This window comes from Bradyrhizobium sp. NBAIM08, from assembly GCF_020193935.1.
Lineage (GTDB): Bacteria > Pseudomonadota > Alphaproteobacteria > Rhizobiales > Xanthobacteraceae > Bradyrhizobium > Bradyrhizobium yuanmingense.
On the sequence record NZ_JADYVR010000003.1, the window covers coordinates 321,052 to 345,881 of the forward strand.

General features: G+C 65.8%; 26 protein-coding genes and 1 pseudogene. 14 read left to right on the forward strand and 13 right to left on the reverse strand.

Annotated elements, in window-relative coordinates; all coding sequences use genetic code 11:
• Positions 1-18 precede the first annotated feature (18 nt).
• A complete protein-coding gene (locus I6F37_RS12415; RefSeq protein WP_036007160.1) occupies positions 19-798 on the forward strand; it encodes an SDR family NAD(P)-dependent oxidoreductase in 780 nt (259 codons plus the stop codon).
• A gap of 153 nt (positions 799-951) precedes the next feature.
• On the opposite strand, the gene I6F37_RS12420 is transcribed toward I6F37_RS12415, so the two are convergent.
• The 3 genes and pseudogenes from I6F37_RS12420 to I6F37_RS12430 form a co-directional block, all read right to left on the reverse strand.
• The gene (locus I6F37_RS12420; protein ID WP_036007164.1) at positions 952-1,746 is read right to left on the reverse strand and encodes an IclR family transcriptional regulator; all 795 of its coding nucleotides are present in this window, start codon (positions 1,744-1,746) and stop codon (positions 952-954) included.
• A gap of 77 nt (positions 1,747-1,823) precedes the next feature.
• Positions 1,824-3,557 carry an FAD-dependent oxidoreductase gene (locus I6F37_RS12425; protein WP_036007167.1) on the reverse strand — a complete coding sequence of 578 codons (1,734 nt, stop codon included), beginning with the start codon at positions 3,555-3,557 and terminating at the stop codon, positions 1,824-1,826.
• Positions 3,558-3,565: 8 nt separating this feature from the next.
• Positions 3,566-4,779 (reverse strand): annotated as a pseudogene (locus tag I6F37_RS12430) (ABC transporter substrate-binding protein).
• Between the two features lie 366 nt (positions 4,780-5,145).
• On the opposite strand from I6F37_RS12430, the gene I6F37_RS12435 reads away from it, so the two are divergent.
• On the forward strand, positions 5,146-6,447 hold the full coding sequence (locus tag I6F37_RS12435) for an MFS transporter (RefSeq protein WP_036007173.1): 1,302 nt from the start codon (positions 5,146-5,148) through the stop codon (positions 6,445-6,447).
• Here I6F37_RS12435 and I6F37_RS12440 read toward each other — a convergent pair.
• Positions 6,436-7,998: a hypothetical protein gene (locus tag I6F37_RS12440; protein WP_051056911.1), complete on the reverse strand. Its 1,563-nt coding sequence runs from the start codon at positions 7,996-7,998 to the stop codon at positions 6,436-6,438. The two genes, I6F37_RS12435 and I6F37_RS12440, sit on opposite strands and share 12 nt — an antisense overlap.
• A gap of 310 nt (positions 7,999-8,308) precedes the next feature.
• On the opposite strand from I6F37_RS12440, the gene I6F37_RS12445 reads away from it, so the two are divergent.
• The 4 genes from I6F37_RS12445 (at position 8,309) to I6F37_RS12460 (ending at position 11,033) form a co-directional block, all read left to right on the forward strand.
• On the forward strand, positions 8,309-8,770 hold the full coding sequence (locus I6F37_RS12445) for an Hsp20 family protein (protein WP_036007176.1): 462 nt from the start codon (positions 8,309-8,311) through the stop codon (positions 8,768-8,770).
• A gap of 77 nt (positions 8,771-8,847) precedes the next feature.
• Positions 8,848-9,339 carry an Hsp20/alpha crystallin family protein gene (locus I6F37_RS12450; RefSeq protein WP_036007189.1) on the forward strand — a complete coding sequence of 164 codons (492 nt, stop codon included), beginning with the start codon at positions 8,848-8,850 and terminating at the stop codon, positions 9,337-9,339.
• Between the two features lie 87 nt (positions 9,340-9,426).
• Positions 9,427-9,762, forward strand: a complete 336-nt coding sequence (locus I6F37_RS12455; protein WP_225151333.1) for a hypothetical protein — start codon at positions 9,427-9,429, stop codon at positions 9,760-9,762.
• Between the two features lie 164 nt (positions 9,763-9,926).
• Entirely contained in the window at positions 9,927-11,033 is a 1,107-nt protein-coding gene (locus I6F37_RS12460) for a trypsin-like peptidase domain-containing protein (RefSeq protein ID WP_081494534.1), read from the forward strand.
• Positions 11,034-11,327: 294 nt separating this feature from the next.
• On the opposite strand, the gene I6F37_RS12465 is transcribed toward I6F37_RS12460, so the two are convergent.
• Complete coding sequence (locus I6F37_RS12465; RefSeq protein WP_172786903.1) at positions 11,328-11,504, reverse strand: hypothetical protein; 177 nt, start codon at positions 11,502-11,504, stop codon at positions 11,328-11,330.
• Positions 11,501-11,719, reverse strand: coding sequence for a hypothetical protein (locus tag I6F37_RS12470; protein ID WP_036007194.1), 219 nt, complete (start codon positions 11,717-11,719; stop codon positions 11,501-11,503). The genes I6F37_RS12465 and I6F37_RS12470 overlap by 4 nt, the downstream gene beginning before the upstream one ends.
• A gap of 265 nt (positions 11,720-11,984) precedes the next feature.
• On the opposite strand from I6F37_RS12470, the gene I6F37_RS12475 reads away from it, so the two are divergent.
• The gene (locus I6F37_RS12475; protein ID WP_225151335.1) at positions 11,985-12,389 is read left to right on the forward strand and encodes a hypothetical protein; all 405 of its coding nucleotides are present in this window, start codon (positions 11,985-11,987) and stop codon (positions 12,387-12,389) included.
• A 31-nt stretch (positions 12,390-12,420) separates the two neighbouring features.
• Here the strand turns inward: I6F37_RS12475 and I6F37_RS12480 are convergent, their stop codons facing one another.
• Together I6F37_RS12480 and I6F37_RS12485 are read right to left on the reverse strand one after the other, a co-directional pair.
• Positions 12,421-13,272 (reverse strand): CoA ester lyase, encoded by an 852-nt coding sequence (locus tag I6F37_RS12480; protein ID WP_225151337.1) that lies wholly within the window; start codon positions 13,270-13,272, stop codon positions 12,421-12,423.
• Entirely contained in the window at positions 13,272-13,775 is a 504-nt protein-coding gene (locus tag I6F37_RS12485; RefSeq protein WP_338076613.1) for a MaoC family dehydratase, read from the reverse strand. Before I6F37_RS12485 ends, I6F37_RS12480 begins: the two co-directional genes overlap by 1 nt.
• 96 nt (positions 13,776-13,871) lie before the next feature.
• Here I6F37_RS12485 and I6F37_RS12490 point away from each other — a divergent pair, with 96 nt between their 5' ends.
• A complete protein-coding gene (locus tag I6F37_RS12490) occupies positions 13,872-15,038 on the forward strand; it encodes an acyl-CoA dehydrogenase family protein (protein ID WP_036007218.1) in 1,167 nt (388 codons plus the stop codon).
• Positions 15,039-15,058: 20 nt separating this feature from the next.
• Here the strand turns inward: I6F37_RS12490 and I6F37_RS12495 are convergent, their stop codons facing one another.
• The 3 genes from I6F37_RS12495 to I6F37_RS12505 all read right to left on the reverse strand — a co-directional run bounded on the left by I6F37_RS12495 (position 15,059) and on the right by I6F37_RS12505 (position 18,127).
• Positions 15,059-16,633 carry an AMP-binding protein gene (locus I6F37_RS12495; RefSeq protein ID WP_225151721.1) on the reverse strand — a complete coding sequence of 525 codons (1,575 nt, stop codon included), beginning with the start codon at positions 16,631-16,633 and terminating at the stop codon, positions 15,059-15,061.
• 33 nt (positions 16,634-16,666) lie between these two features.
• Positions 16,667-17,302, reverse strand: a complete 636-nt coding sequence (gene upp, locus I6F37_RS12500) for a uracil phosphoribosyltransferase (protein WP_036007202.1) — start codon at positions 17,300-17,302, stop codon at positions 16,667-16,669.
• An 84-nt stretch (positions 17,303-17,386) separates the two neighbouring features.
• A complete protein-coding gene (locus I6F37_RS12505; protein ID WP_225112095.1) occupies positions 17,387-18,127 on the reverse strand; it encodes a crotonase/enoyl-CoA hydratase family protein in 741 nt (246 codons plus the stop codon).
• Positions 18,128-18,212: 85 nt separating this feature from the next.
• Between I6F37_RS12505 and I6F37_RS12510 the strand changes: the two genes are divergently transcribed.
• Positions 18,213-18,794, forward strand: coding sequence for a TetR/AcrR family transcriptional regulator (locus I6F37_RS12510; protein ID WP_036007209.1), 582 nt, complete (start codon positions 18,213-18,215; stop codon positions 18,792-18,794).
• A 40-nt stretch (positions 18,795-18,834) separates the two neighbouring features.
• Here the strand turns inward: I6F37_RS12510 and I6F37_RS12515 are convergent, their stop codons facing one another.
• Both I6F37_RS12515 and I6F37_RS12520 read right to left on the reverse strand, forming a co-directional pair.
• Complete coding sequence (locus tag I6F37_RS12515; RefSeq protein WP_036007210.1) at positions 18,835-19,026, reverse strand: hypothetical protein; 192 nt, start codon at positions 19,024-19,026, stop codon at positions 18,835-18,837.
• Positions 19,027-19,049: 23 nt separating this feature from the next.
• On the reverse strand, positions 19,050-19,514 hold the full coding sequence (locus I6F37_RS12520; protein ID WP_225112096.1) for a hypothetical protein: 465 nt from the start codon (positions 19,512-19,514) through the stop codon (positions 19,050-19,052).
• Between the two features lie 355 nt (positions 19,515-19,869).
• On the opposite strand from I6F37_RS12520, the gene I6F37_RS12525 reads away from it, so the two are divergent.
• The 5 genes from I6F37_RS12525 to I6F37_RS12545 all read left to right on the forward strand — a co-directional run bounded on the left by I6F37_RS12525 (position 19,870) and on the right by I6F37_RS12545 (position 24,810).
• Positions 19,870-20,037 (forward strand): hypothetical protein, encoded by a 168-nt coding sequence (locus I6F37_RS12525; protein ID WP_225112097.1) that lies wholly within the window; start codon positions 19,870-19,872, stop codon positions 20,035-20,037.
• Positions 20,038-20,048: 11 nt separating this feature from the next.
• Positions 20,049-20,138 (forward strand): K(+)-transporting ATPase subunit F, encoded by a 90-nt coding sequence (locus tag I6F37_RS12530; RefSeq protein ID WP_035698142.1) that lies wholly within the window; start codon positions 20,049-20,051, stop codon positions 20,136-20,138.
• A gap of 112 nt (positions 20,139-20,250) precedes the next feature.
• Positions 20,251-21,954: a potassium-transporting ATPase subunit KdpA gene (gene kdpA, locus I6F37_RS12535; RefSeq protein WP_225112098.1), complete on the forward strand. Its 1,704-nt coding sequence runs from the start codon at positions 20,251-20,253 to the stop codon at positions 21,952-21,954.
• Between the two features lie 23 nt (positions 21,955-21,977).
• Positions 21,978-24,095, forward strand: coding sequence for a potassium-transporting ATPase subunit KdpB (gene kdpB, locus I6F37_RS12540; RefSeq protein WP_225112099.1), 2,118 nt, complete (start codon positions 21,978-21,980; stop codon positions 24,093-24,095).
• A gap of 109 nt (positions 24,096-24,204) precedes the next feature.
• A complete protein-coding gene (locus I6F37_RS12545; RefSeq protein WP_225112100.1) occupies positions 24,205-24,810 on the forward strand; it encodes a K(+)-transporting ATPase subunit C in 606 nt (201 codons plus the stop codon).
• Positions 24,811-24,830 lie beyond the last annotated feature (20 nt).

Genomic DNA, 24,830 nt, shown 5'->3' on the forward strand with positions numbered 1-24,830 from the left:
TAGTCCAGGAGTGAACCCATGAAACTATCCGGCAAGGTCGCCGCCATCACCGGCGCGGCGCGCGGCATCGGCAAGGCCTGCGCGAAGAGATTTTTGGACGACGGCGTCAAGGTCGTCATCTCCGACGTCGATGCCGAAGGCTTGGCTGCGACGGCCGCCGAGCTCGGGCGGCCGGATGCGTTGCGTACCGTCGTGGGCAACGTCGCCAGGCGTGCCGATGTCGATCAGCTGGTCGCGACCGCGGTGAAGGAGTTCGGCCGGCTCGACATCATGGTCAACAATGCCGGGGTCGCCCGCAACCGGGATATCCTCGATATCACCGAGCAGGAATTCGACGAGATCATCGGCATCAATTTGAAGGGCGCGTTCTTCGGCGTGCAGGCGGCGGCGAGGCAAATGATCGCGCAAGGCGGCGGCGGGGTCATCATCAACATGTCCTCGGTGAACGCGCTACTGGCGATCCCGGCGCTGGCGACCTACGCCATGTCAAAGGGCGGCATGAAGCAGCTGACATCGGTCGCCGCCGTCGCGCTGGCCCCGCACAACATTCGTGTCGTCGCGGTCGGGCCGGGCACGATCCTGACCGACATGGTGGCTTCCGCGATCTACACGTCCGAGGATGCGCGCAAGACCGTGCTGTCGCGCACGCCGGCGGGCCGCGGCGGCGAGCCGAGCGAGGTGGCCTCCGTCGTGGCCTTCCTTGCCAGCGACGATGCGTCCTATATCACCGGGCAGACGATCTATCCGGACGGCGGCCGACTGGTCCTGAATTACACGGTGCCGGTGAAGGAGAAGTAGGGCCGTTGTCGCCCCACTCTCGCTGTCATCGCCCGGCTTGACCGGGCGATCCAGTATTCCGAGGCGGTCGTGATTGAATCGATGGGCCGCGGCGTACTGGATTCCCCGCTTTCGCGGGGAATGACAGTCGTCGTGAGGCAGGCAGTCTGCCTCTTACTCCGCCGCGACCGTCAACCCGTAACCCAGCCGCTTCGAGATGCCCCCCGCGCAGTCGCGCAGCGCGTGCGCGATCGGGCTGTCCCAGCGGGCATCAAAAGTGCCTTCCGGGCCCATCGCGGTGATGACCAGCGCGACGTGGCCGGAATGATCGAACACCGGCGCGGAGAACGCGTTGACGCCAGGCAGGGGATCGCCGAGCGCACGGGCGAGGCCGTGCTTGCGCACCTCGGTCAGCATCTCGGCGACCTTCGTGCCTTTCACAGCGCGCTTCGGGTTGTAGCCGACACCATGGCGATCGAGGCCGCTATCGAGCGCGGCGCTGATCGTCTTTTCCGGCAGGAAGGCTGCGAACGCGCGGCCGGTCGCGGTCTCCAGCAGCGCCATCACCGAGCCGACGCGCATCACGATGTGCACCGGCTGGGCCGGCTCTTCGAGCTGCACCACGGTCGGGCCGTGCGTGCCCCAGACCGCGAGCGAGACGGCGTGGCCGATCTGGCTCGCTAGGCCCGCGATCTTGGGACGCGCGATGCGCACGCCCGAGAGGCGGCGCAGGCTGATCAGGCCGAGCTCCAGCGCCAGCGCGCCGATCTCGTAACGGCCGGTGCTCTCGTCCTGCTCGATCAGGCCGATGCGGGAGAAGCTGGCGAGATAGGGATGCGCCTTGGCCGGCGTCATGCCGGCCTCGCGCGCGAGATCGCGCAGCATCATCGGCTCGCCGCCGCGGGCGAGCGCGCGAAGCAATTCGCCGCCGACCTCGATCGACTGGATACCACGGCTCTCTCTCTTCATGCGCCTCCGATGCGCCTGAGTCGTTGTTTGAGCATGGTCTCTTCGGAAAACCGCTGCACACTTTTCCGGATCATGCTCTACGCCGCGTCGCGCTTGGCGGCGCTGTCGGCAAGATGTCTGCCGGCAATGTAGCCGAAGGTCAGCGCCGGCCCAAGCGTGATGCCGGCGCCCGGATAATTGCCGCCCATGATGCTCGCCATGTCGTTGCCGGCGGCATAGAGACCGGGAATCACCCGTCCTTCGGCATCGAGCGCCCGTGCGTTCGCGTCGGTGACGATGCCGGCATAGGTGCCGAGATCGCCGATCACCATCTTGATGGCGTAGAACGGTCCGTTCTCGATCGGTGCGACGCAGGGGTTGGGGCCGTGCAGCGCATCGCCCTGGTAGCGGTTATAGGCCTTCGAGCCCTTGCCGAAGGCGGCGTCCTGTCCCAGCGGCGCCGTCACATTGAACTGCCTGACCGTTTCGGCGAACGCCTTGGCGTCGATCCCGGCTTTCGCCGCCAGCGCTTCCAGCGTATCGCCGCGCATGAGATAGCCGGTCTTCAAATGATGACCCAGCGGCATCGGGAACGGCGGCACGCAGCCGAGGCCGTATTTGCGCAGCGTCTTGTGATCGCAGACGAGAAATGCGGCGATCTCCTCGCCGGGCTTGGCGGCCTTGATCATGGCCTGGACGAAGTCGTGATAGGAATTGCCCTCATTGGCGAAACGCCTGCCGTCGCGCATCACCGCGATCACGCCGGGCTTGGCGCGATCGATGAAGTGCGGCATCACTCCCTTGGAGCCGTCCTTGCGCGTGGTCAGCGATACCGGCACCCAGGCCGCCGCGTTCGGCAGGCGGTCCTCGATGCGGCCGCCGGCGCCTTCTGCAAGGCGCAAGCCGTCGCCGGTATTGCCCGTAGGCCCGGGCGAATAATGCTCAACGCCGGTCGGCGCATGCGGGAACATCTTCCTGCGCCGCCCGACGTCATGCGGAAAGCCGCCGCAGGCGAGCACAACGCCCTGTCGTGCACGAACGCGCACCTCGCGTCCCTCGCGCGAGACGATGGCGCCGGTCACGGCGCCGTTCTCGACCGTCAGCTCGCGCACCGGCGAGGACAGCCACATCGGAATCTTCAGGTCGAGCGCTGACTTTGCGAGGCGGCCTGCGAGCGCATTGCCGTTGGTGAGCGTCATGCCGCGGCCATAGCGCAGCACGTCCATGAAATGCCGCGTCAGGCGCTTCGCGACATAGACCGCCGAGGTCAGCGACTTCGTCACCCGCATGAAGTGGATGATCTCCTTGCCGCTTCCGAGCATCATGCCGAACACGGTGAGCTCGGGCAGCGGCATGCCGAGCGATTTGATGAGATTGCCGAGCTCGCGGCCGTCGAACGGGCGCGTCACCATGGAGCGGCCGCCCTGGGCGCCGCCGGGCGCTTCGGCATGGTAGTCGGGAAACACCAGCGGCATGTCGAAGCGCAGCGCCGTCTTGGTGGTGAAGAAATCGACAGCTTCAGGACCGGCGCTCAGAAAGGCATCGACGCGTGCTGCGTCGTAATTGTTGCCCGCCTCATGCCGCAAATACGTGCGGGCCTGCTCCGGCGTTTCCTCGATGCCATATGCCTTTGCCAGCGACGTGCCGGGAATCCAGAGCCAGCCACCGGAGCGGGCCGTGGTGCCGCCGAAGCGCGGCTCCTTCTCGACGATCAGCACGTCGAGCCCGCGATGACGCGCGGTGATCGCGGCCGACATGCCGGAGCAACCCGATCCGGCGACGAGCACGTCGCACTCGTAAGTCTCCATGGTGCCATGCTCGTTGCCGGTCATTGCTCACCTCACTTCTTCAGGAGCGGACATTTGGACTCGGAGACCGGACGGAAGGCGTCATCGCCCTTCACGGTCTTGATGATGTCCAGATAATCCCACGGCTCCTTGGACTGCGCGGGGGTCTTCACCTTGGCGAGATACATGTCGCGGATGACGCGACCGTCCTCGCGCAACTTGCCGCCATGGACGAAGATATCCTCGATCGGCAGCTCGCGCATCTTGGCCATCACCTTGGCGGAATCGTCGGTGCCGGCCGCCTTGATCGCCTTGAGATAGTGCAGCACCGCGCCGTAGACGCCGGTCTGAATCATGGTCGGCATCACCTTGGTGCGCTCGTAGAACTTTTTCGACCAGGCGCGCGTCGCCTCATCCATGGCCCAGTAGGACGCCGTGGTCATATAGGTGCCCTGCGCGGCTTTGAGGCCGATCGCGTGCACGTCGGTGTCGAACATCAAGAGGCCGACCAGCTTCTGGCCGCCCTGGACCAGGCCGAACTCGCCGGACTGCTTGATGGCGTTGTCGGTGTCCTGGCCGGCGTTGGCGAAGGCGACCACGTCGGATTTCGAACTCTGCGCCTGGAGCGCGAAGGAGGAGAAGTCGGCGGTGTTGGTCGGATGCCTGACGCCGCCGAGCACCTTGCCGCCCATCTCGTTGACGAAGCGCGTGGCGTCCTTCTCGAGTTGATGGCCGAAGGCATAATCCGCGGTGATGAAGTACCAGGACTTGCCGCCTTCCTTGATCACGCGGAAGCCGTCACCTTCGAGAGCGCATAGGTGTCGTAGGTGAAATGTACGGTGTTCGGGCTGCACAGCTCGTCGGTCAGCGAGCTAGCGCCGGGGCCGGAGAGCAGGGCGACTTTGCCGCGCTCGCGCACCATGTTGTGCACGGCGATCGCGATGCCGGAATTGGGGATGTCGACGACGGCGTCGACCTTGCCGTTGTCGAACCAGCCGCGGACGATCTGAACGCCGACGTCCGTCTTCATCTGGTGGTCGGCGCTGATGATCTCGATCGGCTTGCCGAGCACGGTCGGCCCGAATTCCTCCACGGCCATCTTTGCGGCCTCGACCGAGCCCGGCCCAGAGTTGTCGCGGCCCCAGCTCGACAGGTCCGTCAGCACGCCGATCCGCACCGCGTCGTCGGACACTTGCGCGCTGGCACCTGTGGTCATGGCAGCCGAAGTCATGGCCGCGAGCACGGCGCAGGCCAGAAGCCCTCTCATTATCGTTTCCTCTCTTTTTGGCCGCTTGGTGCGGCAGGGTCGTTGTGGAGGGAAATTAGATAATGGCGAATTAGTTTGTCAATGGCGAATAACGGCTGTCGGGCCGGTTCCACGATGGCCGGGTGATGCCCCTTAAGGAGCGCTCCTGCCTCAACACCCGTCATTGCGAGCGAAGCGAAGCAATCCAGAGTCTTTCCGCGGAGGCGGTCTGGATTGCTTCGTCGCAAGGGCTCCTCGCAATGACGGGTGGTGCGCGACCTGCGCACAAATCCCGCGCCGTAATCCTGTGGGAGGCAACACCTCCACAGATTGCAGCCGTCACAAGGTTTGGCCATGATGCCGTCCGGAATCCTTTTAGGGCAGGGCATGACGACAGCAACGGGGGTCTCCGCTTCCGCGGAAAGATCGACGACGGCGCATGTGGTGTGGGCGAGTGCGCTCGGCACCGCGATCGAGTGGTACGATTTCCTGATCTACGGCACGGCGGCGGCGCTGGTCTTCAACAAGCTGTTCTTCCCGAGCTTCGATCCCTTTGTCGGCACGCTGGCGGCATTCTCGACCTATGCGGTCGGTTTCGTCGCGCGGCCGATCGGCGGCGCCATCATCGGGCATTACGGCGACCGGCTCGGCCGCAAGACCATGCTGGTTGCGACCATGATCGCGATGGGGCTCGGCACCTTCCTGATCGGCTGCCTGCCGACCTACGATCAGATCGGCGTCTGGGCCCCGATCCTGCTCGTGATCCTTCGTTTCGTTCAGGGCATCGGGCTCGGGGGCGAGTGGAGCGGCGCGGTCGTGATGGTGATCGAGCACGCCGGCAATCGCCGCGGCTTCTACGGCAGCCTGGTGCAGGTCGGCTTTCCCGTCGGCGTCGCCGCCTCCACCGGCATTTTCGCCCTGATGACGAAGCTGCCCGAGGCGGACTTCCTCAGCTGGGGCTGGCGCGTGCCGTTCCTGATCAGCATTCTGCTGGTCGGCGTCGGCTTCATCGTGCGGCTCAAGCTCGCCGAGACGCCTCACTTCAAGGAGATCGTCGAGCGCAAGGAGGTGCTGGCGCAGCCGGCCCTCGAAGTGCTGCGCCGCGACTGGCGCAGCTTTCTGCTCGCGATCGGCATCACGGTATCGGAGGTCGGGCTCGCTTATCTCCTCACCGTGTTCACGGTGGTTTACGCGACGACCAAGCTCGGCCTGCCCCGGCAGGTGATCCTGGATGCGGTGGTCTATGCCGCGATCGTCGAGTTCGCGACGCTGCCGCTTGCCGGCTGGCTGTCCGACATCTTCGGACGCAAGGCGCTGTATCTGGCCGGCGGCGTGTTCTCGGTGGCGTTGGCGTTTCCGCTGTTCTGGTTCCTCGATACCAGGGAGCCGGCGCTGATCACGCTTGCGCTCGTCGTCACGATGACGCTCACCCATGCGCTGCTGTTCGGGCCGAAGGCCGCGTTCATGCCGGAGCTGTTTCGCACCCAGGTGCGCTACAGCGGTGCCTCGCTCGGCGCCAACGTCGCGGCGGCGCTCAGCGGCGGCTTCTCGCCGCTGATCGCGGCTGCGCTGCTGGCTTGGGCCGGCTCCTACTGGGCGGTGTCGGTCTACATCGTCGCGCTGTCGGTCATCACGATCGTCGCGACGCTGCTGGCGCCGGAGACGGCGCGGGGCCCGCTAAGATCCTGAGCGTCGGGACAAGCAAGCCGGACTTGCAGCGTTCGGAAACACCAGGAAGGTGATGGTCGTCGGCGCAAGCCTGACTGCTCCCGGCGGTGCTGCGCGTGCCTCGAGCCGGGGCAGCTGGCCCTCAGGGGTCAGCGTGAGCCTCTTGCCGTTCAACTGCACAATCGTACCCTGCAACTGCGCTGCGTGCAGCGTGTACCGCTTGGCGGAATCCGGCAGCGATAGCGTGCGCGATGTGCCGCGCGAGGTGTTGATTGCGAGCAGCGACACCGCGCCTGTCGTGGCTGGGTGGCAATGCGCGTAAAGATGGAGATCGCGCGCAGCAGGTTTGCCTGCGTCGAGCACGATCGTTCCCATCAGCCGGCGCCAGAGCAGCGCGGCCCAATAGCTCGGCCGCGGCCGGAACGTTGTTTCGTCCAGCAGGCCGTAATCGCTGGCAGCCAGCGTGTTGTGCATCACCACTTGGACGCCGGCCTTCGCCAGGCGTCCGAGCTGGTCGAGATAGCGGAACGTGTCCAGAAAAGTCCGGTCCCATAAGCCGCCGCCGCAGGCGGCATCAGCCGTCTCGGTCAGCCAGATCGGCTTGCCCGGCTCGAATGCGTTGCGCAGCGCCTGGTAGGTCCGGAGTGTCGTATCCGTGCGCGCCAGCCATTGCTCCGAGAGGGCCTGCGCCGGATCGTCGTGCCCGCCGCAGCGCGGTGAGATCGTGTTGTAATGGTGATAGGAGAATCGATCGACGCCGGGACCGGATGCGGCAAGCAGGTCCCGCGTGGTGAGCCCCGCTCCGGACGGCGATGGTGCATCGCCGACCGAGCCGGGACCGAGGATCAGCGTCTCCGGTGCGGCGCGCCGCATCCACTCGCGAAAGACCTTGAAGTCGCGGCCATACGCGGCCGCGTCATAGCCCGCCGGTGCACCGCCCGTCGCTGCGAGCGTCGGCTCGTTCATGAATTCGGCGGCGGCGATGCGCCCACCCAGAGCGCGCGTGGTGTCGACCAGATGCTGCGCCTGATCCGGCTTCCATATGCCGTGGTCATCGCGGCTGCCGGGACTGATCGCAAAGGAGGTGACGATCTCCGCATCGACGGCATGCGCGAACTCCACGACGCCGCGCCACTGCGCTCGGCTGAGCACCGTGTTGAATCCCGGCGGTGGCTCTCCCGGCGTCTCGGCGAAGAACGTCGCATTGGCCCAGGTGCCGCTCACGCGCAGATAGGCCGGCGACAACGCGGCGGCGAGCAGGCGCAGTCGCGCATTGGCAAGATCGATCGGCGGCCGCGCGCTGTAACGATCCCGTTCGTCGAAGCCACGTGCGGTTCGCGGATAAGGCTTCCAGAACCGTCCGCCGGTCACCTCCACCATCTCGATGTTGTAGGATTGAAAGCGCGCATCGATCGTTCCGAGCGTCTTTAGCCCGGCAGGCGAGATGGCAATGTCGTCGGCCTGCGCCGCAAAGGTGGTTGCGGCGGCCAGCAGGGCAATCGCGCCGGCCGTGCGACCGGCCGGACGCGGTCGGGTCCCTGGTCTGCGGTGTGCTGCCGCCTGGTTCGTCATGCGCGTTGCCCCGGGGCCAGACGCGCGGAGGCAACCTGGCCTTACCCTCGACCCGCCCATTTTACCCCTTTTTTACCTTGCCGTTGCCGCCGAGTGCGTCCGGGCTCGGCGGACCATCGATGGGGTCGAAAAAAAATCCGTTGGCCCCTCTTGAAACCGGTTTGCGGTTTTCTAAGTCGTTTTTCGCCGCGAGAGCGGTGTGTCGGATGCCAACCGGGTCCGGCACGGGCGCCGGGTTGGTCTTTCGGACCCGTCTGAAATCCCGCCTTGCGCTCCTTCGTATCCATCTTGCTCTTTGGAGGACTTGGTTATGAGGACCAGCTTTGACTTTGCGCCGCTGTGGCGCTCCACCATCGGCTTCGACCACCTGGCCGACCTCGTCGACAGCACGCTGCGCCAGGCGACCGAGGACAATTATCCCCCCTACAACATCGAGCGTTCCGGCGAAGACCATTACCGGATCAGCCTTGCCGTGGCAGGCTTCGGCGCCAACGACATCACCGTGACGGCCGAACAGAACGCGCTCACCATCGAGGGCAAGAAGCCCGAGACGGCTGCGCGCGAATACCTCTACCAGGGCATCGCCGCGCGTCCGTTCCGGCGCGTGTTCAACCTCGCCGACTATGTCCAGGTGAAGCAGGCCTCGTTCCAGGACGGGCTCCTGATCATCGACCTCGTCCGCGAGGTTCCGGAAGCCATGAAGCCGCGCCGCATTCCGATCGCGGGCGGCGCTCCTGCGGCAACGCAGATCGAGCAGAAGAAAGCAGCCTGAGCGCTCGATCGAACAGGTAGCGGAACGCGGCGCGCGCGTGCGCGGGCCGCGCTTTCCGATGCATGAAGGAGGGTACCATGGCTTTTCGTGATCTCATTCCCTGGTCGAAGAACCAGGAGCTTGCGCCGGCGCGCGACAATTTCGATCCGTTCCTGACGCTTCACCGCGAGATGAACCGTCTGTTCGACGATGTCTTCCGCGGCTTCGGGGCGACCAGCCTGTCGCCGCTGATGGAGGGCCGTTTCGGCTGGCCGAAGGTCGAGCTCAGCGAGACCGACAAGACGCTGACCGTCTCGGCCGAGCTTCCCGGCCTGACGGAGAAGGACGTTCAGGTCGAGATCGCCAATGGCGTGCTGACCGTCCGCGGCGAGAAGAAGGCGGAGCGCAACGGCGAAGGCAGGTTCTTCACCGAGTGCTATTACGGCGCCTTCGAACGGCAGATTCCGCTGGAGGGTGTCGAGGAGGACAAGGCAGAGGCGTCGTTTAGGAATGGCGTCCTGACCGTGTCGCTGCCGAAATCGGAGAAGGCACGCGAAGGCGTCAAGCGCATCGCGATCAATACGCACTAACGTCAGGTGAGACGGCGGCGATGTGGCGCCGCCGTCTCATCGTCAACAAGCCGTCCCCCTGGAAAGGAGCATGTGGGAGACCCATCGATGACCAACGTGAATACCAGTTCCGGCACTCTCAATCCGCTGTTTCATCCCGCCGCCCACTACGACTCGCCTGCCGACGTCCTGAATGCCGAGGATCTCTCGTCGCCCGAGAAGCGCGTCATCCTGTCGTCCTGGGCATCGGACATGTATGCGGTCGAATCCTGTCCCGCCTTGCGCGAGATTCCCGGCATGAGCCACACGGTCCGGCTCGCCGACATTCTGGCCGCCTTGCGCAAGCTCGACGGCGACAATGACAATGACGACCCGCCGCGGGGCGGCGGCGTGCCGATGCGGCTGCGGCGGCCATGGGCCGCCGCAGAAGGGCAGGCGGCATGATAGTCACGCCCACCGTCCTCGCTCTCGTGCTGCTCGGTCAGGCCGCGGCAGCCTGGACTGTCCCGCTTCTGGCCCTGCAAGGCTGGATCGTCGCGTCAGGCGACGAAGGCTGAAGCCACGAAGGTTTCGAAACTCCCCACAACACAAGCGGCAGGGTGACGATGATGAATGCTGTGCGTCTGCTGTTCCTGGCCTTGCTGATGCTGACGCTCACGGCGTCGCAGCCTGCCGCCGGCCAGATCCCGGATGTGAAGACCGGCGGCCCGGTGCCGACCCTGGCGCCGCTGGTGCGCCAGGTGACGCCCGCCGTGGTCAACATCTCCGTGCACGGCCGCGTGCGCGAGGACAATCCGCTCTATCGCGATCCGCTGTTTCGCGAGTTCTTCGACGTTCCCCGGCAGATCGAGAAGGAGGTCAATGCGACCGGCTCCGGGGTCATCGTCGACGCCCAGCGCGGCTATGTGCTGACCAACAATCACGTGGTCGAGGGCACATCCGCCGTTCAGATCACGACCAAGGACGGCCGGCAGTTCTCCGCCAAGGTGATCGGCCGTGATCCGCCCACGGATGTCGCGGTGCTCCAGGTTCAGAACCCGGTCGGGCTCAAGGCGCTTGCCTTCGGCGACAGCGACGGGCTCGATGTCGGCGATTTCGTCCTCGCGATCGGCAATCCCTTCGGCCTCGGCCAGACCGTGACCTCGGGGCTCGTCAGCGCGCTGGGCCGCACCGGCCTCGGCAAGCAGGGCTATGAGGATTTCATCCAGACCGACGCGGCGATCAATCCCGGCAATTCCGGCGGCGCGCTGGTCAGCCTGCGCGGCGAGCTCGTCGGCATCAACTCGGCGATCATCTCGCCCGCCGGCGGCAATGTCGGCATCGGCTTTGCCATTCCGGTCAACATGGCACGCAAGGTGATGGAGCAGATCATCGTGAGCGGCCGCGTCGAGCGCGGCCGCATCGGCATTTCGCTGAAGGACCTGCATCCGTCGGTCAACAAGGGATTGAATCAGGGCGCCGTCATCGCCGAGATCGCGGCGGATTCGCCCGCAGAGAAGGCGGGCTTGCGCAAGGGCGATGTCGTGACCAGCGCCGATGACCGCCCGATCCGCACGGCCGCCCAGCTCCGCAACACGATCGGCCTGGCGCGGATCGGCGAGGACGTGAAGCTCACGCTGCTGCGCAACGGTGCGCCGTTCACCGCCACGGTGAGAGTGGCGCCCGCAGCCGCGCCGAGCAGCGCGCTCGCGGGCCCCAATCGCCTCGTCCGCTGAAACGAATGCACAGGGACGAACCGCGGAAGCGGTTCGTCCCTGCGACGGCAGGGCTATGGCATATGACTTGTGATGGCGGTCGTTGCGCACGCCTCGTCCTTCGAGACGGCGCTTACGCGCCTCCTCAGGATGAGGCTCATCAGCGTCAGTGCCTCTTGAAACTGCAGCCACACACTCCGTCCTCATCCTGAGGAGCCCGCCTCAAGCGGGCGTCTCGAAGGATGGCCGCAGGGGAGAGCTCTCAAATGCGATAGCCCTCCCTGCGACGGTGCCGGGGAGGCGTGATCTCCCAGCTCAGGCCGCGCGGTGATCCCATTCGCCTTGCAGGTCCCGGATCAGCCGTCGCTCGCGTTCGATGCGCTGGCGATAGAGCTCGCGCTCATGCTCGCTCTTGGCGCTGGCAAGAAGCAGCTCGTAATGGCCGATGACCTTCTCGCTGCCGCGGATGAGCAGGTCGCGTTGGCTGTTCATTGGGCCATCCCCAACGCGTTCGCCGGCGCTTCGGCGGCGCGGAAGCCGACGGGAAAGGTGCTGGCGGTCAGGCCATCGAGCGCCGATCGCTCTTCGGCAAGTCGCCTCTCGATGAATTGGCGCTCGAGCTGCGACAGCCTGGTCTTCAGCAGGCGCCGGTAGCGGTGGATGTTGTTGCGGTGCGCACGAATGCGGGCCAAATTCTCATCGAGCATCGTCGTCTCTCCAGACGGTCGCGTTAGATCCTTTGGTTTTGCGAGGATGAGAAGATCTCTTCTCGGCGAAAAAATATTCAGCGGCTAAGCGGTGTCAAGATGTTGGCGCGCCTGTCCTCGTTGCCGGCTCCTGGAGATCGATGGTCGGCCGATCGAGCTGTCCGGACGCCCGGGTTCCGGGCGCGATTGCCTTTTGTTGGCCGGCAAGGGAACCTCGTGTGGCCATATTTGAGCAGGAGTGATCTGTCGCGAGGGAGGCGCTCCGATGAACAAGGCACTGATCACTGCTGTCGCAATGTTGGCCTGCGTGCCCGCGGGCGCGCTCGCGCAGGAGCGCGCGGGCGATGCGGCGCTCGGCGCGGTCTCGGGTGCGGTCGTGCTTGGGCCGGTGGGTGCGGTCGCCGGCGCCTTGATCGGCTACACGGCCGGACCTTCGATCGCCCGGTCCTGGGGCCTGAGAGGCTCGCAGTCGGCCAGGCACCGGCAGCCGCCGCCGCGTCGCGCCGCCGCGACCGGCAGCCCGTCGCGCACGCGCGAGGCGATGGCCGCCAACGGCCAGATGAGAGCTGCCGGCAATCCGGCCCCGCCGCCGGTCCAGGCTCCCCCGGTTCAAGCCGCGCCTGCCGCGCCGGCGCATTCCTCGGCACCGCCCGTTCAGGGGTTCGACTGAGGCCGGCAGCCGGCCCGGCTTGCGTCCCGCTCTAGGACTGGCCGAGAATCTTCATCGCCGCGCGAAGGTGCGGCTTGTCGATCATCTGACCGTCGAGCCGCAGCGTGCCGGAATTGGGATTGCTCGCGAACGCGGCGATCACCTTCTCCGCCCAGACGCGCTCGGCCTCCGTCGGCGCGAAGGCCGCGTTGACGATGTCGACATGCTTGGGGTGGATCAGCGCCTTGGCCGAAAAACCGTCGCGCCGCGCGGCGCGGGTTTCGGCTTCGAGGCCGGCAAGATTGTCGATGTCGGTGTAAACAGTGTCGATCGGCGCGACCTCGGCCGCGGCCGCCGCCATCAGGCAGAGATCCCGCGCCAGGCGATAGGGGCTGTGGAACACGCCGCCGCTCGCCTTCTCGGTAGCGCCGAGCGAGGCGGAGAGATCTTCCGCGCCCCACATCAGCCCGGCGAGGCGAGGGGAGCAGCCCTTGTAGCTGCCGAGGCCGAAGATCGAGCCGGCGGTCTCCGTCGCGACGCAGACGATGCGGGTCGCGCCGATCGCGATGCCGGACGCCGCTTCCAAAGCTTCGAGCCAGGTCGCGACCTGACGCACGTCGTCGCCGCCTTGCGATTTCGGCAGCACGATGCCGTCAGGCCTGCCCGGCATCACCGCGGCGAGATCGGCCAGCGTCATGCCGGTGTCGAGCGCGTTGACGCGGACATAGAGCTGATGCGGGCCGGGGCGGCTCTTCAACATCGAAAGCGTCAGCTCACGCGCTTCCGCCTTCTTCTCGGTGACGACGGAATCCTCGAGATCGATGATCAGCGCGTCGGCCTTGCCTTCGCTCGCCTTCTCGAATTTGCGCGGGGAATCGCCCGGCACGAACAGCATCGAACGCATCAGACCGGCCTCTTGTGCATCATCGCCATGCGGCGGCATTTGCCGACAATCTCGTCGTTCTGGTTCAGGGCATGGTGCTCGAACTCGACGATACCGGCCTTGGGCCGCGATCTGGATTCCCGCACCGAGAGCACCTTTGTCGTGGCCCGCAACGTGTCGCCATGGAAGACCGGCTTCGGAAAGGTGACGTCGGTCATGCCGAGATTGGCGACGGTAGTCCCTAAGGTCGTATCATAGACCGTCATGCCGATCATGATGCCGAGGGTGTAAAGACTGTTGAAAATGCGCTGGCCGAACTCGGTCTTCTCGGCGAAATGCGCGTCGATGTGCAGCGGCTGCGGGTTCAGCGTCAGCAGGCTGAACATGGTGTTGTCCATCTCCGTGACGGTCCGGGTCAGCGGATGCCTGAACTCCTGGCCCACGGAAAAGTCCTCGAAATATAGTCCGGCCATCGCGGTTTCCTTCCTGCGAAATAACGGCGCGCGCGTCACGTCGCGCCGCATGACCCCATGCATGGTAGGCACACTTCGCGGGCAAATTCACGTATCTGCATGCAGTTTTTCGAGCTAAAGAACGCTTGGCGAAGGGAGATCAAGACCATGGATTTCGCGCTCACCGATCAGCAGGAAGCCATTCGCGACGCCATCGCCAAGATCTGCGAAGGCTTTCCCGACGCCTATTGGCTGAAGAAGGACCACGACGGCGGTTTCCCGCACGATTTCCACAAGGCGCTGGCGGACGCCGGCTGGCTCGGCATTTGCGTGCCGGAAGAGTATGGCGGCTCCGGGCTCGGCATCACGGAAGCCGCGATCATGATGCGCACCATCGCCGAGTCGGGCGCCGGCATGTCCGGTGCCTCGGCGGTGCACATCAACGTGTTCGGGCTCAACCCCGTCGTCGTGTTCGGCACCGAGGAGCAGCGCAGGCGCATGCTGCCGCCGATGGTCGAGGGCCGCGAGAAGGCGTGCTTCGCCGTCACCGAGCCCAACACCGGCCTCAACACCACCCAGCTCAAGACCCGTGCGGTCGCCAAGAACGACCGCTACATCGTCAATGGCCAGAAGGTGTGGATCTCGACGGCGCAGGTCGCGCACAAGATTTTGCTGCTGGCGCGCACCACGCCGCTGGAGGAGGTGCGCTCGCCAACCCACGGCCTCAGCCTGTTCTACACCGATTTCGACCGCAACAGGATCAAGGTCCACGAGATCGAGAAGATGGGCCGCAAGATCGTCGATTCCAACGAGCTGTTCTTCGAGGATTTCGAGATTCCGATGGAGGACCGCATCGGCGAGGAAGGCAAAGGCTTCGAGTACATCCTCGAAGGCATGAATCCGGAGCGCATTCTCATCGCGGCCGAGGCGGTCGGTCTCGGCAAGCTCGCGCTGTCGCGCGCGACCGAATACGCCAAGACGCGAATCGTGTTCAATCGTCCGATCGGCAAGAATCAAGGCATCCAGCATCCGCTCGCGGTGAACTGGGTCGAATTGGAAGCGGCCTGGCTGATGGTGATGTCGGCGGCCTGGCAATACGACAAGGGCATGCCCTGCGGCGCCGCGGCCAATGCCGCAAAATATCTGGCGGGCGAAGCGGGCTTCTCGGCCTGCGAGCAGGCGGTGATGACCCATGGCGGCTTCGGCTACGCCAAGGAATTCCATGTCGAGCGCTATTTGCGGGAGGTGCTGATCCCGCGCATCGCGCCGGTCAGCCCGCAGCTCGCCCTCAGCTTCATCGCGGAAAAGGTGCTGGGGCTCGCCAAATCGTACTGAACAAGTCGTACTGAGCGAATCTATTCGGCGGCGATCCGCTCCATCGCCATGGCGCGAAGCCTGGCGCGCTGGATCTTCACGCCATTGGCACTGTCGGTCACCGGGAAGGCGTCCACGACATAGATCCGCGCCGGCACCTTGTAGCCGGCGAGCCGCTCGCGCAGACGCGCGATCAGCGTCTCCTGGATGGGCGGCTCCGTTGTCGGGATCACGAAGGCGACGCAGCGCGCCTGCCCCTTGAGATCGATGGCGACGACCTGGGCGTCGGCGACACCGGTGCAGGATTTGAGCTCGTCCTCGATCTCCCCGGGCGCTACCAGGAAGCCACCGAGGCGCATCGCATCGCCGGCGCGAGTCTCGTAGACGAACGACCCGTCGCCGCGCAGCCGGCCGATGTCGCCGGTGCGGAAGAATCCGTCGACGGTGATCGCCTCGCGCGTTGCCTCCGGGTTGTTGAAATAGCCAAGGAAGCGCGAGGGTGCGCTGATCTCGATCTCGCCGGAGACGCCGCTGGCCGCAAGTTCTCCGGTCTCGACATCGCGCACGCGGACTTTCGCCTCCGGCGACATCGGCCAGCCGCCGCCCTCGATCCGATCGGCAAAGGCATCGCTGGGGCGGCCGATCGAGAACAGCGCCTGCACCTCGCTCGAACCGTAGAGGCCGAACAGCTTCATGCCGCGCGCTTCGGCTTCCACAGCCAGCTCGCGCCAGCCGGGTTGGAACGCGGCGAAGCCGCAGACTTCGAGATGCGGAAACGGGTGTGGCGCATCGGTGAGGGCGAGGATGCGCCGGAACATCTCGTCCGAACCGAAGGAATGCGTAATGCGCTCCGTGCTGAGGATCTGCAGCGCCGGCGCTGCGTCGAAGGCATCGAGCACATGAATGGTCGCACCGCTCGCGAGGAAACCGAGCAGGCTCGTCATGCCGAAGGTGCCGCAGAACGGCAGCATCGCCAGCAACGAATGACGGTGGGGATCGAGCTGGAGCGCGTGGGCGACGGAGGCGGCGTGCGTCGCCAGCGTCCGCTGCGAATGCGCGACCAGCTTCGGCCCCTTGGTCGTGCCCGACGTGGTGTAGAGCAGCACGGGCAGGTCGACATCATCCTGGCGCGGCGGAGGGGAAGGGTAAGTCGTCTCGAACGCATCGAACCGCACGCAGGGCCAGCGTGCGGGGATCGCATCCGCGCCGACCACCGCCAGCCGTTCCAGCGCGGGCACCTCGGCCTCGGCGACATCGGCGAGGATGGCGGCAAAGTCGATCGCGCGGAATGCCGCCTCGACCACCATGAGCTTCGCGCCTGACAGCTTGAGCAGGTGCGCGACTTCCGCGCTGCGGTAGCGCGTGTTGACGGCGGCGGCGACCGCACCGAGCCGTGCGGCGGCGAACAGCAGTGTCAGCCATTCGACCCGGTTGACCAGCCAGACCGCAACGACGTCGCCCTTGCCGATGCCTTGCGCGGCTAGCCAGGCGGCGGTCTGCTCGATCTTCGCCGAGAATTCCGCGCGAGCGACGGCCTTGCCGTCGAATACCAGGGCAGGGTCGGCGGCGGTCTTGATCCGGAGCAGCGATTGCAGCGAAAAATCGTTGGCACTCATGGCCATCGGACTAACCCGGTCGTGCAAACCTGTCTACTTGGTGCCGAACATCCGGTCGCCGGCGTCGCCCAGGCCTGGCACGATATAGCCGTGGTCGTTGAGCCGCTCGTCGATCGCGGCGGTCCAGATCGGCACGTCGGGATGCTCGCTCTGGAACTTGGCGATGCCCTCGGGCGCGGCCAGGAGGCAGACGAAGCGGATGTCGCGGGCGCCGCGCGCCTTGAGCAGGGACGCGCCGGCGCAGGCCGAGTTGCCGGTCGCCAGCATCGGGTCCATCAGGATCACGGTGCGGTCGGACAGGTCCTGCGGCGCCTTGAAGTAATATTCCACGGCCTGCAACGTCTCGGGGTCGCGGTAGAGCCCGATATGGGCGATGCGCGCCGAAGGCATCAGCGCCAGCATGCCGTCGAGAAAGCCGACGCCGGCGCGCAGGATCGGCGCCAGCGTGAGCTTCTTGCCGGCGATCTTGGGTGCCTGCATCGGCGCGATCGGCGTCTCGATGTCCACCAGCTCCAGCGGCAGGTCGCGCGTCACCTCGTAGGCCAGCAGCATCCCGATCTCGTTCAGGATCTCGCGAAAGCTCTTGGTCGAGCGGTCCTTCTCCCGCATCAGGGAGAGCTTGTGCTGGACCAGGGGGTGGGCGACGACGTTGACATTGCCTGTGCTCATGAAACCGCTCTACACGGTTCCGTGAAACTGCGCCAGATCGGCCAGGTAGTTTTAGGCAACGCCTTTTCCGCGGGATAGCCGACCTCAACCGGGCAGCGCGACTGCGCTGCGCGCGCGGTTGCTTGCCTCATAGGCAGCCATGGTCAGCTCGCGATCGATCGCCGCGCGCATGGCGTCCATGGCTCCCCGGCGCAGGCGCCGCTTTGCCGTGGCATGCGACGGCTTGTGGATGGCGCGCAGGCCGGTGATGATCGTCTCGATCGTGGCGTCGACCATCTCAGGTGTAACCACGCGATCGAGAAAGCCGGCCGTCTGCGCCTCCCCGGGTTCGTACATCTCGCCAAGCGTGACGGTACGGCTGAGCCAGGCCGGATGCAGCCGGCTGCGCGCGAGCTCGATGGCAAAGCTGGGAGGCGCGATGCCGATCGCCACCTCGTTCAGCCCCATGCGGTGCGGTCCGCGCGCGCCCAGCCTGACGTCGCAGGCGAGCAGCAGGAACGTTCCCATCGGGTAAGCATGGCCCTCCATCACGCCGATGGTCGGATGTGGAAACGACATCAGCCGCAGCGCAAGCTCGGCGCCGGCCCGGACCATCTCCAGGCTCTTGGCAGCATCGCCCGAGGCGAACACTTTCAGATCGAAGCCCGCGGAAAAGATGCCTGGCCGGCCCGAGCGCAGCACCACGATCTCCGCCTCCGTCTCGGCGCGGTCGAAGGCGGCGCCGATCTCGCCCAGCATCGCGGCCGACATCACGTTGACCTTGCCGTCGTCGAGCCCGATCCGCGCCACGCCGTCGTTCAGTTCATAGGTCACTCTCTCAGGCATCTGCCTCTCTCCGTCATTGTCATGCCTTGACTGTCGGAGGCTGATGTAGACCAATCAATATAATTTCCGAGCGGAGGAGAGTGCCATGCCGGCCGTGCCGAAGCACCGTCAGCCCATCATCAATGCCGCGGTGACGCTATTCCGCCGCCAGGGATTTGCCCGCACCGGCCTCAACGACATCGTCGACGTCAGCGGCGCGCCGAAGGGGTCGCTCTATCATTACTTTCCGGACGGAAAATCCTCGATCGCGGTGGCGGCGGTGGAGGAGGCGGGCCGCCGCGTCGCGGCGACGGTCGCCGAGCTCGCGGCAGAGTGCGGCTCGACCGGCGAGCTCTTGCGCGCCCACGCCAGACTGCTGGCAGGCTGGATGCAGGGCTCCGGCTTCCGCAATGGCTGCCCGATCACGACCGTGCTGCTCGAGCTGGCGCCGCGCGAGCGCGCCGTGTCGGAGGCCGGTCGCAAGGCCTATGCGGCACGGCTATCGATCCTGCGTGACAAGCTCGTCGCCGACGGGTTTGCCAGGCCGCGGGCGGAGGCGCTGGCGGTGCTCTGCACGTCGGCGCTCCAGGGCGCGCTGATCCAGGCCCGCGTCGAGCGCAGCGGCCGGCCGATCGAGGTCACCGCGTCGGAGCTGGCGCGACTGATCGAGGCGGAGGTGAGGAGCTAGCCGCTGAGGCCGCGAAAGATCATCACGTCCGCAATGCCGGTCAGGCCTGGAGATGCCAGATATGGATTGCGGTCCTCAGCGCGATCAGCGCGGTGAGCACGCTGCCCATCGACAGCATGGCCAACCCATGCAGGGCGATACGCTCGAGTCGAGCTTTGCGCAGCTTCGATATGGGCAACTGCTGTTCAGCCCTCAGACGGGGTCGCTCAAAGCCGAGAATCGGCGTCGGCATTTCTCGTGTCCTTTCAGATGCGTCTAGCGGGAATTGTGGCAGGCGACCGGTTCGTAAAGCGGATCCAGCATAGGGCGCACCGACGGAACGCTCGGCCGCGACACTTCGATGGCCAGCGTTCGGACTTCGACGAAGGCCGACAACAGAGAGAGCGCGAGGTCGGCATGGCGCGCATCGACCGCGGAATCCAGCCAGTCCGGCAGCTCGCGCTCGCGCGACAGCGCGCAATGCCACTCGCCGTCATCGTAGGCGATGCGGCGGACCTGCCACATCGGCAGCTCGAGCTCCAGCAGCGCCAGCGCCGCATCGGCCCAGGCTTCCGCATCGATCAGGCGCACGACGCGGGCTGAGCGTTCGCTCCGGCCCAGCGACGGCAAGCGTCGGCAGGCGCGACCGATGATGTCGAGCATCAGCGGCCGCGTCATTGAATGGGCCTTGCGCAGCTGCTCGGCGAGCGAGGGGAGATCGAGCGGGTGGAGAGCGGTCATATCAGGCCTCCTGGAATTGGCGTCGGTCAGTCGGCCGGCCTCGCCAAGATGGCCTGGAGGGCATTTGAAAACGAGAGAGGGTTCGGGTGAGAGATATAAGGATTCCATAAGCGGCCTCCTCAGGATGAGGCTCATCGGCGTCAGTGCCCGCTGAAACTATGGCCGCGCACTCCGCCCTCATCCTGAGGAGCCCGCCCAAGCGGGCGTCTCGAAGGATGGCTGCGGGGAAAGCTCTCAGGCGCGAGCCCTGCGCCGGGACGGGCCGGCCTTTATGAGATTCCTATAACGTCGCCATAGGTCTCATCTCGAAAACCTATGGGCGCGGTGGCACTTCAGCGCGGTGAAGTTCCCGCCCGTGCCGCGCTCGATCGCAGCAAGCGGCCCGCCGGGATCCAGAGACGGGCTATGCCGGACATCGTCTCTCCTAAGGAGTATCGCCATGATGGACCTTTTGATGCTGGCGCTGGGCTTCTTCTTCTTTGCCCTCGCGATCGGCTACACCTATGCCTGCGAACGGCTGTGAGGGAGCGGGCCATGATCTTCGATTATGCGCTCGCCGGCGCCGTCTCGTTCGGCCTCCTGATCTATCTCACCTATGCACTGCTGCGGCCCGAGCGGTTCTGAGCCGTGTTGCTGCTCGCAAAATTGCTGCTGGCCGACGCTGCGCTCGTCGCGGGCCTGCTCGCGCTGCTCCTGCCGCTTTTGCGCCGGACCAAAAGCCTGAAGGGTTAATGCCATGACTGTGATCGGTTGGTTCCAGATCATTCTTTATTGCGCGATCGTGGTCGCGCTGACCAAGCCGCTCGGCTGGTACATGACGCGCGTGTTCAACGGCGAGCGCACCTTCCTGTCGCCCGTCCTGCGGCCGATCGAGGCCGGCATCTATTGGATCTCCGGCATCGACGAGAAGCGCGAGCAGCACTGGCTGACCTACACGGTCGCGATGCTGCTGTTTCATGTCGGTGGCTTCCTCATCATCTACGGCCTGATGCGGCTGCAGGCCGTGCTGCCGTTCAATCCAGCCGGCCAATCCGCGGTCGCCGAGGATCTGTCCTTCAACACCGCGATCTCCTTCATCACCAATACCAACTGGCAGAACTACGGCGGCGAGAGCACGCTGTCCTATCTGACCCAGATGGTCGGCCTGACGCACCAGAATTTCCTGTCGGCGGCCACCGGCATCGTGCTCGCCGTTGCCCTGATCCGCGGCTTTGCCCGCGCGTCCATGCGCACAATCGGCAACTTCTGGGTCGATGTGACCCGCTGCACGCTTTATATCCTGCTGCCGATCTGCGTCGTGTTCACTCTGTTCCTGGTCTGGCAGGGCATCCCGCAAACGCTTGGCGACTACGTCGAAGCGACCACGCTCGAGGGCGCCAAGCAGACCATCGCGGTCGGCCCGGTCGCCTCGCAGGTCGCGATCAAGATGCTCGGGACCAATGGCGGCGGCTTCTTCAATGCCAATGCCGCTCACCCCTTCGAGAACCCGACCGCGCTGTCGAATTTCGTGCAGATGCTGTCGATCTTCGTGCTCGGCGCGGCGCTCACCAACGTGTTCGGCCGCATGGTCGGCAACCAGCGCCAGGGCTGGGCGATCCTCGCGGTGATGGGCGTGCTGTTCGTCGCAGGCGTCGCCGTTTGCTATTGGGCTGAAGCCAGCGGCACCACGACCCTGCATGCGCTCGGCCTGACCGGCGGCAACATGGAGGGCAAGGAAGTCCGCTTCGGCATCGTTGCGTCCTCGCTGTTTGCGGTGATCACCACCGCCGCGTCCTGCGGTGCCGTGAACGCCATGCACGACAGCTTCACCGCGCTCGGCGGCATGATCCCGCTGATCAACATGGAGCTAGGGGAGATCATCGTCGGCGGCGTCGGCGCCGGCCTATACGGCATGCTGCTGTTCGTCGTTCTCGCGATCTTCGTCGCAGGCCTGATGGTCGGCCGTACGCCGGAATATGTCGGCAAGAAGATCGAGGCCCGCGAGGTCAAGATGGCGATGCTCGCGATCCTGATCCTGCCGCTGATGATCCTGGGCTGGTCGGCCGTCGCGGTCGTGCTTCCCACCGGCGTTGCCTCGATGGCGAATGCGGGCCCGCACGGCTTCTCGGAAGTGCTCTACGCCTATACGTCGCAGACCGCCAACAACGGCTCCGCCTTCGCCGGCCTGACCGGCAACACCCCGTTCTACAACCTGACGGGCGCATCCGCGATGTTCGTCGGCCGCTTCTTCATGATCGTGCCGGCGATGGCGATCGCAGGCTCGCTCGCGGCCAAGAAGTCGATCCCGCCGTCGATGGGCACTTTCCCGACCACCGGAGGCCTGTTCGTCGGCCTCGTCGTCGGCGTCATCCTGATCATGGGCGGCCTGACCTTCTTCCCGGCGCTCGCACTCGGCCCCATCGTCGAGCATCTCGCAATGAACGCCGGCAACGTCTTCTGATCTCGCTTTTCGGAGTGACCTCCATGGAACCTGTCCACAAATCCAACAAGCGCATGCCGGTCTCGGCGATGCTGGATCCGAAGATCGTGATGCCAGCGATCGGCGCTGCCTTCACCAAGCTCGATCCGCGCGCCATGATCAAGAACCCTGTGATGTTCGTGGTCGAGATCGTGGCCGCGCTCACGACCGTGATCTTCCTGCGCGACCTCGTCACCGGCGGGGAGAATCTCGGCTTCACCTTCCAGATCATCCTCTGGCTGTGGTTCACCGTGCTGTTCGCCAATCTCGCCGAAGCCGTGGCCGAGGGCCGTGGCAAGGCGCAGGCCGAGACACTGCGCAAGACCCGCACCGAGAGCCAGGCCAAGCTCCTGAGCGGCGCGGGCCGGGACTACAAGCTCGTGTCAGGCACGAGCCTGAAGGTCGGCGATCTCGTGTTGGTCGAGGCCGGCGACACCATTCCCTCGGACGGCGAGGTGGTCGAGGGCGTCGCCTCCGTCAACGAGGCCGCCATCACCGGCGAGTCCGCGCCCGTGATCCGCGAATCCGGCGGCGACCGTTCGGCGGTGACGGGCGGCACGCAGGTGCTGTCGGACTGGATCCGGGTGCGCATCACCGCCGCGCAGGGATCGACCTTCATCGACCGCATGATCAAGCTGGTCGAGGGCGCCGAGCGGCAGAAGACGCCGAACGAGATCGCGCTCAACATCCTGCTCGCCGGCCTCACCATCATCTTCGTGTTCGCCACCGTGACGATCCCGAGCTACGCCGCCTATGCCGGCGGCTCGATCTCGGTGGTCGTGCTGGTGGCCCTGTTCGTGACGCTGATCCCGACCACGATCGGTGCGCTGTTGTCGGCGATCGGCATCGCCGGCATGGACCGCCTGGTGCGCTTCAATGTGCTGGCGATGTCGGGCCGCGCGGTCGAGGCCGCCGGCGACGTCGACACGCTGCTGCTCGACAAGACCGGCACCATCACGCTCGGCAACCGGCAGGCGACCGCCTTCCGTCCCGTGCGCGGCGTCGCCGAGCAGGACCTGGCGGATGCCGCCCAGCTCGCCTCGCTGGCGGACGAGACGCCGGAAGGCCGCTCCATTGTCGTGCTGGCCAAGGAGAAGTACGGCATCCGCGGCCGCGATATGGCCGAGCTTGGCGCGACCTTCGTTCCGTTCACGGCGCAGACCCGCATGAGCGGCGTCGACGCCGGCGGCTCGTCGGTTCGAAAGGGCGCGGTCGATGCCATCCTCAATTATATCGCCGGCAGGGCGCCGACCGCGATCTCCTCCGGTACTGCGGCACGGGCGATGCAGCCCGCGGCCCTATCCGAGGCGGGCCGCGAGATCAGCGCCATTGCCGACGAGGTCTCCAAATCGGGCGGCACGCCGCTGGCGGTCGCGAAGGACGGCAAGCTGCTCGGCATCGTCCAGCTCAAGGACATCGTCAAGGGCGGCATCCGCGAACGCTTCGCCGAGCTGCGCCGCATGGGCATCCGCACCATCATGATCACCGGCGACAACCCGATGACGGCGGCCGCCATCGCCGCGGAAGCCGGCGTCGACGATTTCCTGGCGCAGGCAACGCCCGAGGACAAGCTCAAGCTGATCCGTGACGAGCAGGCCAAGGGCAAGCTGGTGGCGATGTGCGGCGACGGCACCAACGACGCGCCGGCGCTCGCCCAGGCCGACGTCGGCGTCGCCATGAACACCGGCACGCAAGCCGCCCGCGAGGCCGGCAACATGGTCGATCTCGACTCCAACCCGACCAAGCTGATCGAGGTGGTCGAGATCGGCAAGCAGCTCCTGATGACGCGCGGTGCGCTGACGACGTTCTCGATCGCCAACGACGTCGCCAAGTATTTTGCGATCATCCCGGCGATGTTCCTGGCGTTCTACCCTCAGCTCAACGTGCTCAACGTCATGAACCTGTCGAGCCCGCAGAGCGCCATCCTGTCGGCGATCATCTTCAACGCGCTCGTCATCATCGCGCTGATCCCGCTCGCGCTGAAGGGCGTCGCCTATCGCGCCGTCGGTGCCGGCGCGCTGCTCCGCCGCAACCTCCTGATCTACGGGCTCGGCGGCATCGTCATTCCCTTCATCGGCATCAAAGCGATCGATCTCGCGGTGACCGCCTTGCATTTGGCATAACCGGTCATTGCGAGGAGCTCTTCCGACGAAGCAATCCAAACTGCCTCCGTGGAAAGACCCTGGATTGCTTCGCTTCGCTCGCAATGACGGAAGACATAGGAGACCCAACATGCTCAGAGAAATCCGCCCCGCCATCGTCCTCTTGCTGGCGCTCACCGCCATCACGGGCCTTGCCTATCCGCTCGCCATGACCGGCATTGCCGGCGCGCTGTTTCCCGTGCAGGCGCAAGGCAGCCTGATCGAGAAAGACGGCAAGGTGATTGGCTCCGCCCTGATCGGGCAGGAGTTCAAGGACGACAAGTACTTCCACGGCCGCCCCTCGGCGACGCTCGCGCCGGACCCGAACGATTCGACCAAGACGGTGCCCGCGCCCTACAACGCCGCCAATTCGGGCGGCTCCAATCTCGGGCCGACCAGCAGGGCGCTGGCCGACCGGCTGAAGGAAGATGTGGACAAGCTCAGGCGCGAGAATCCGAACGCCTCGGTGCCGGTCGACCTGGTGACGACGTCGGCCAGCGGCCTCGACCCCGACATTTCGCCGGAAGCCGCGCAATTCCAGGTGCCGCGCGTGGCGAAGGCGCGCAATCTGCCGGACGGTCAGGTCAGGCAGCTCGTGGCCGCCAACACCGAAGGCCGTCTGCTCGGCTTCCTCGGCGAGCCCAGGGTCAACGTTCTGGCGCTGAACCTCGCGCTCGATCGGATCGCCGCGAAGTAGCCGTCTAGGCTGGCAATGTA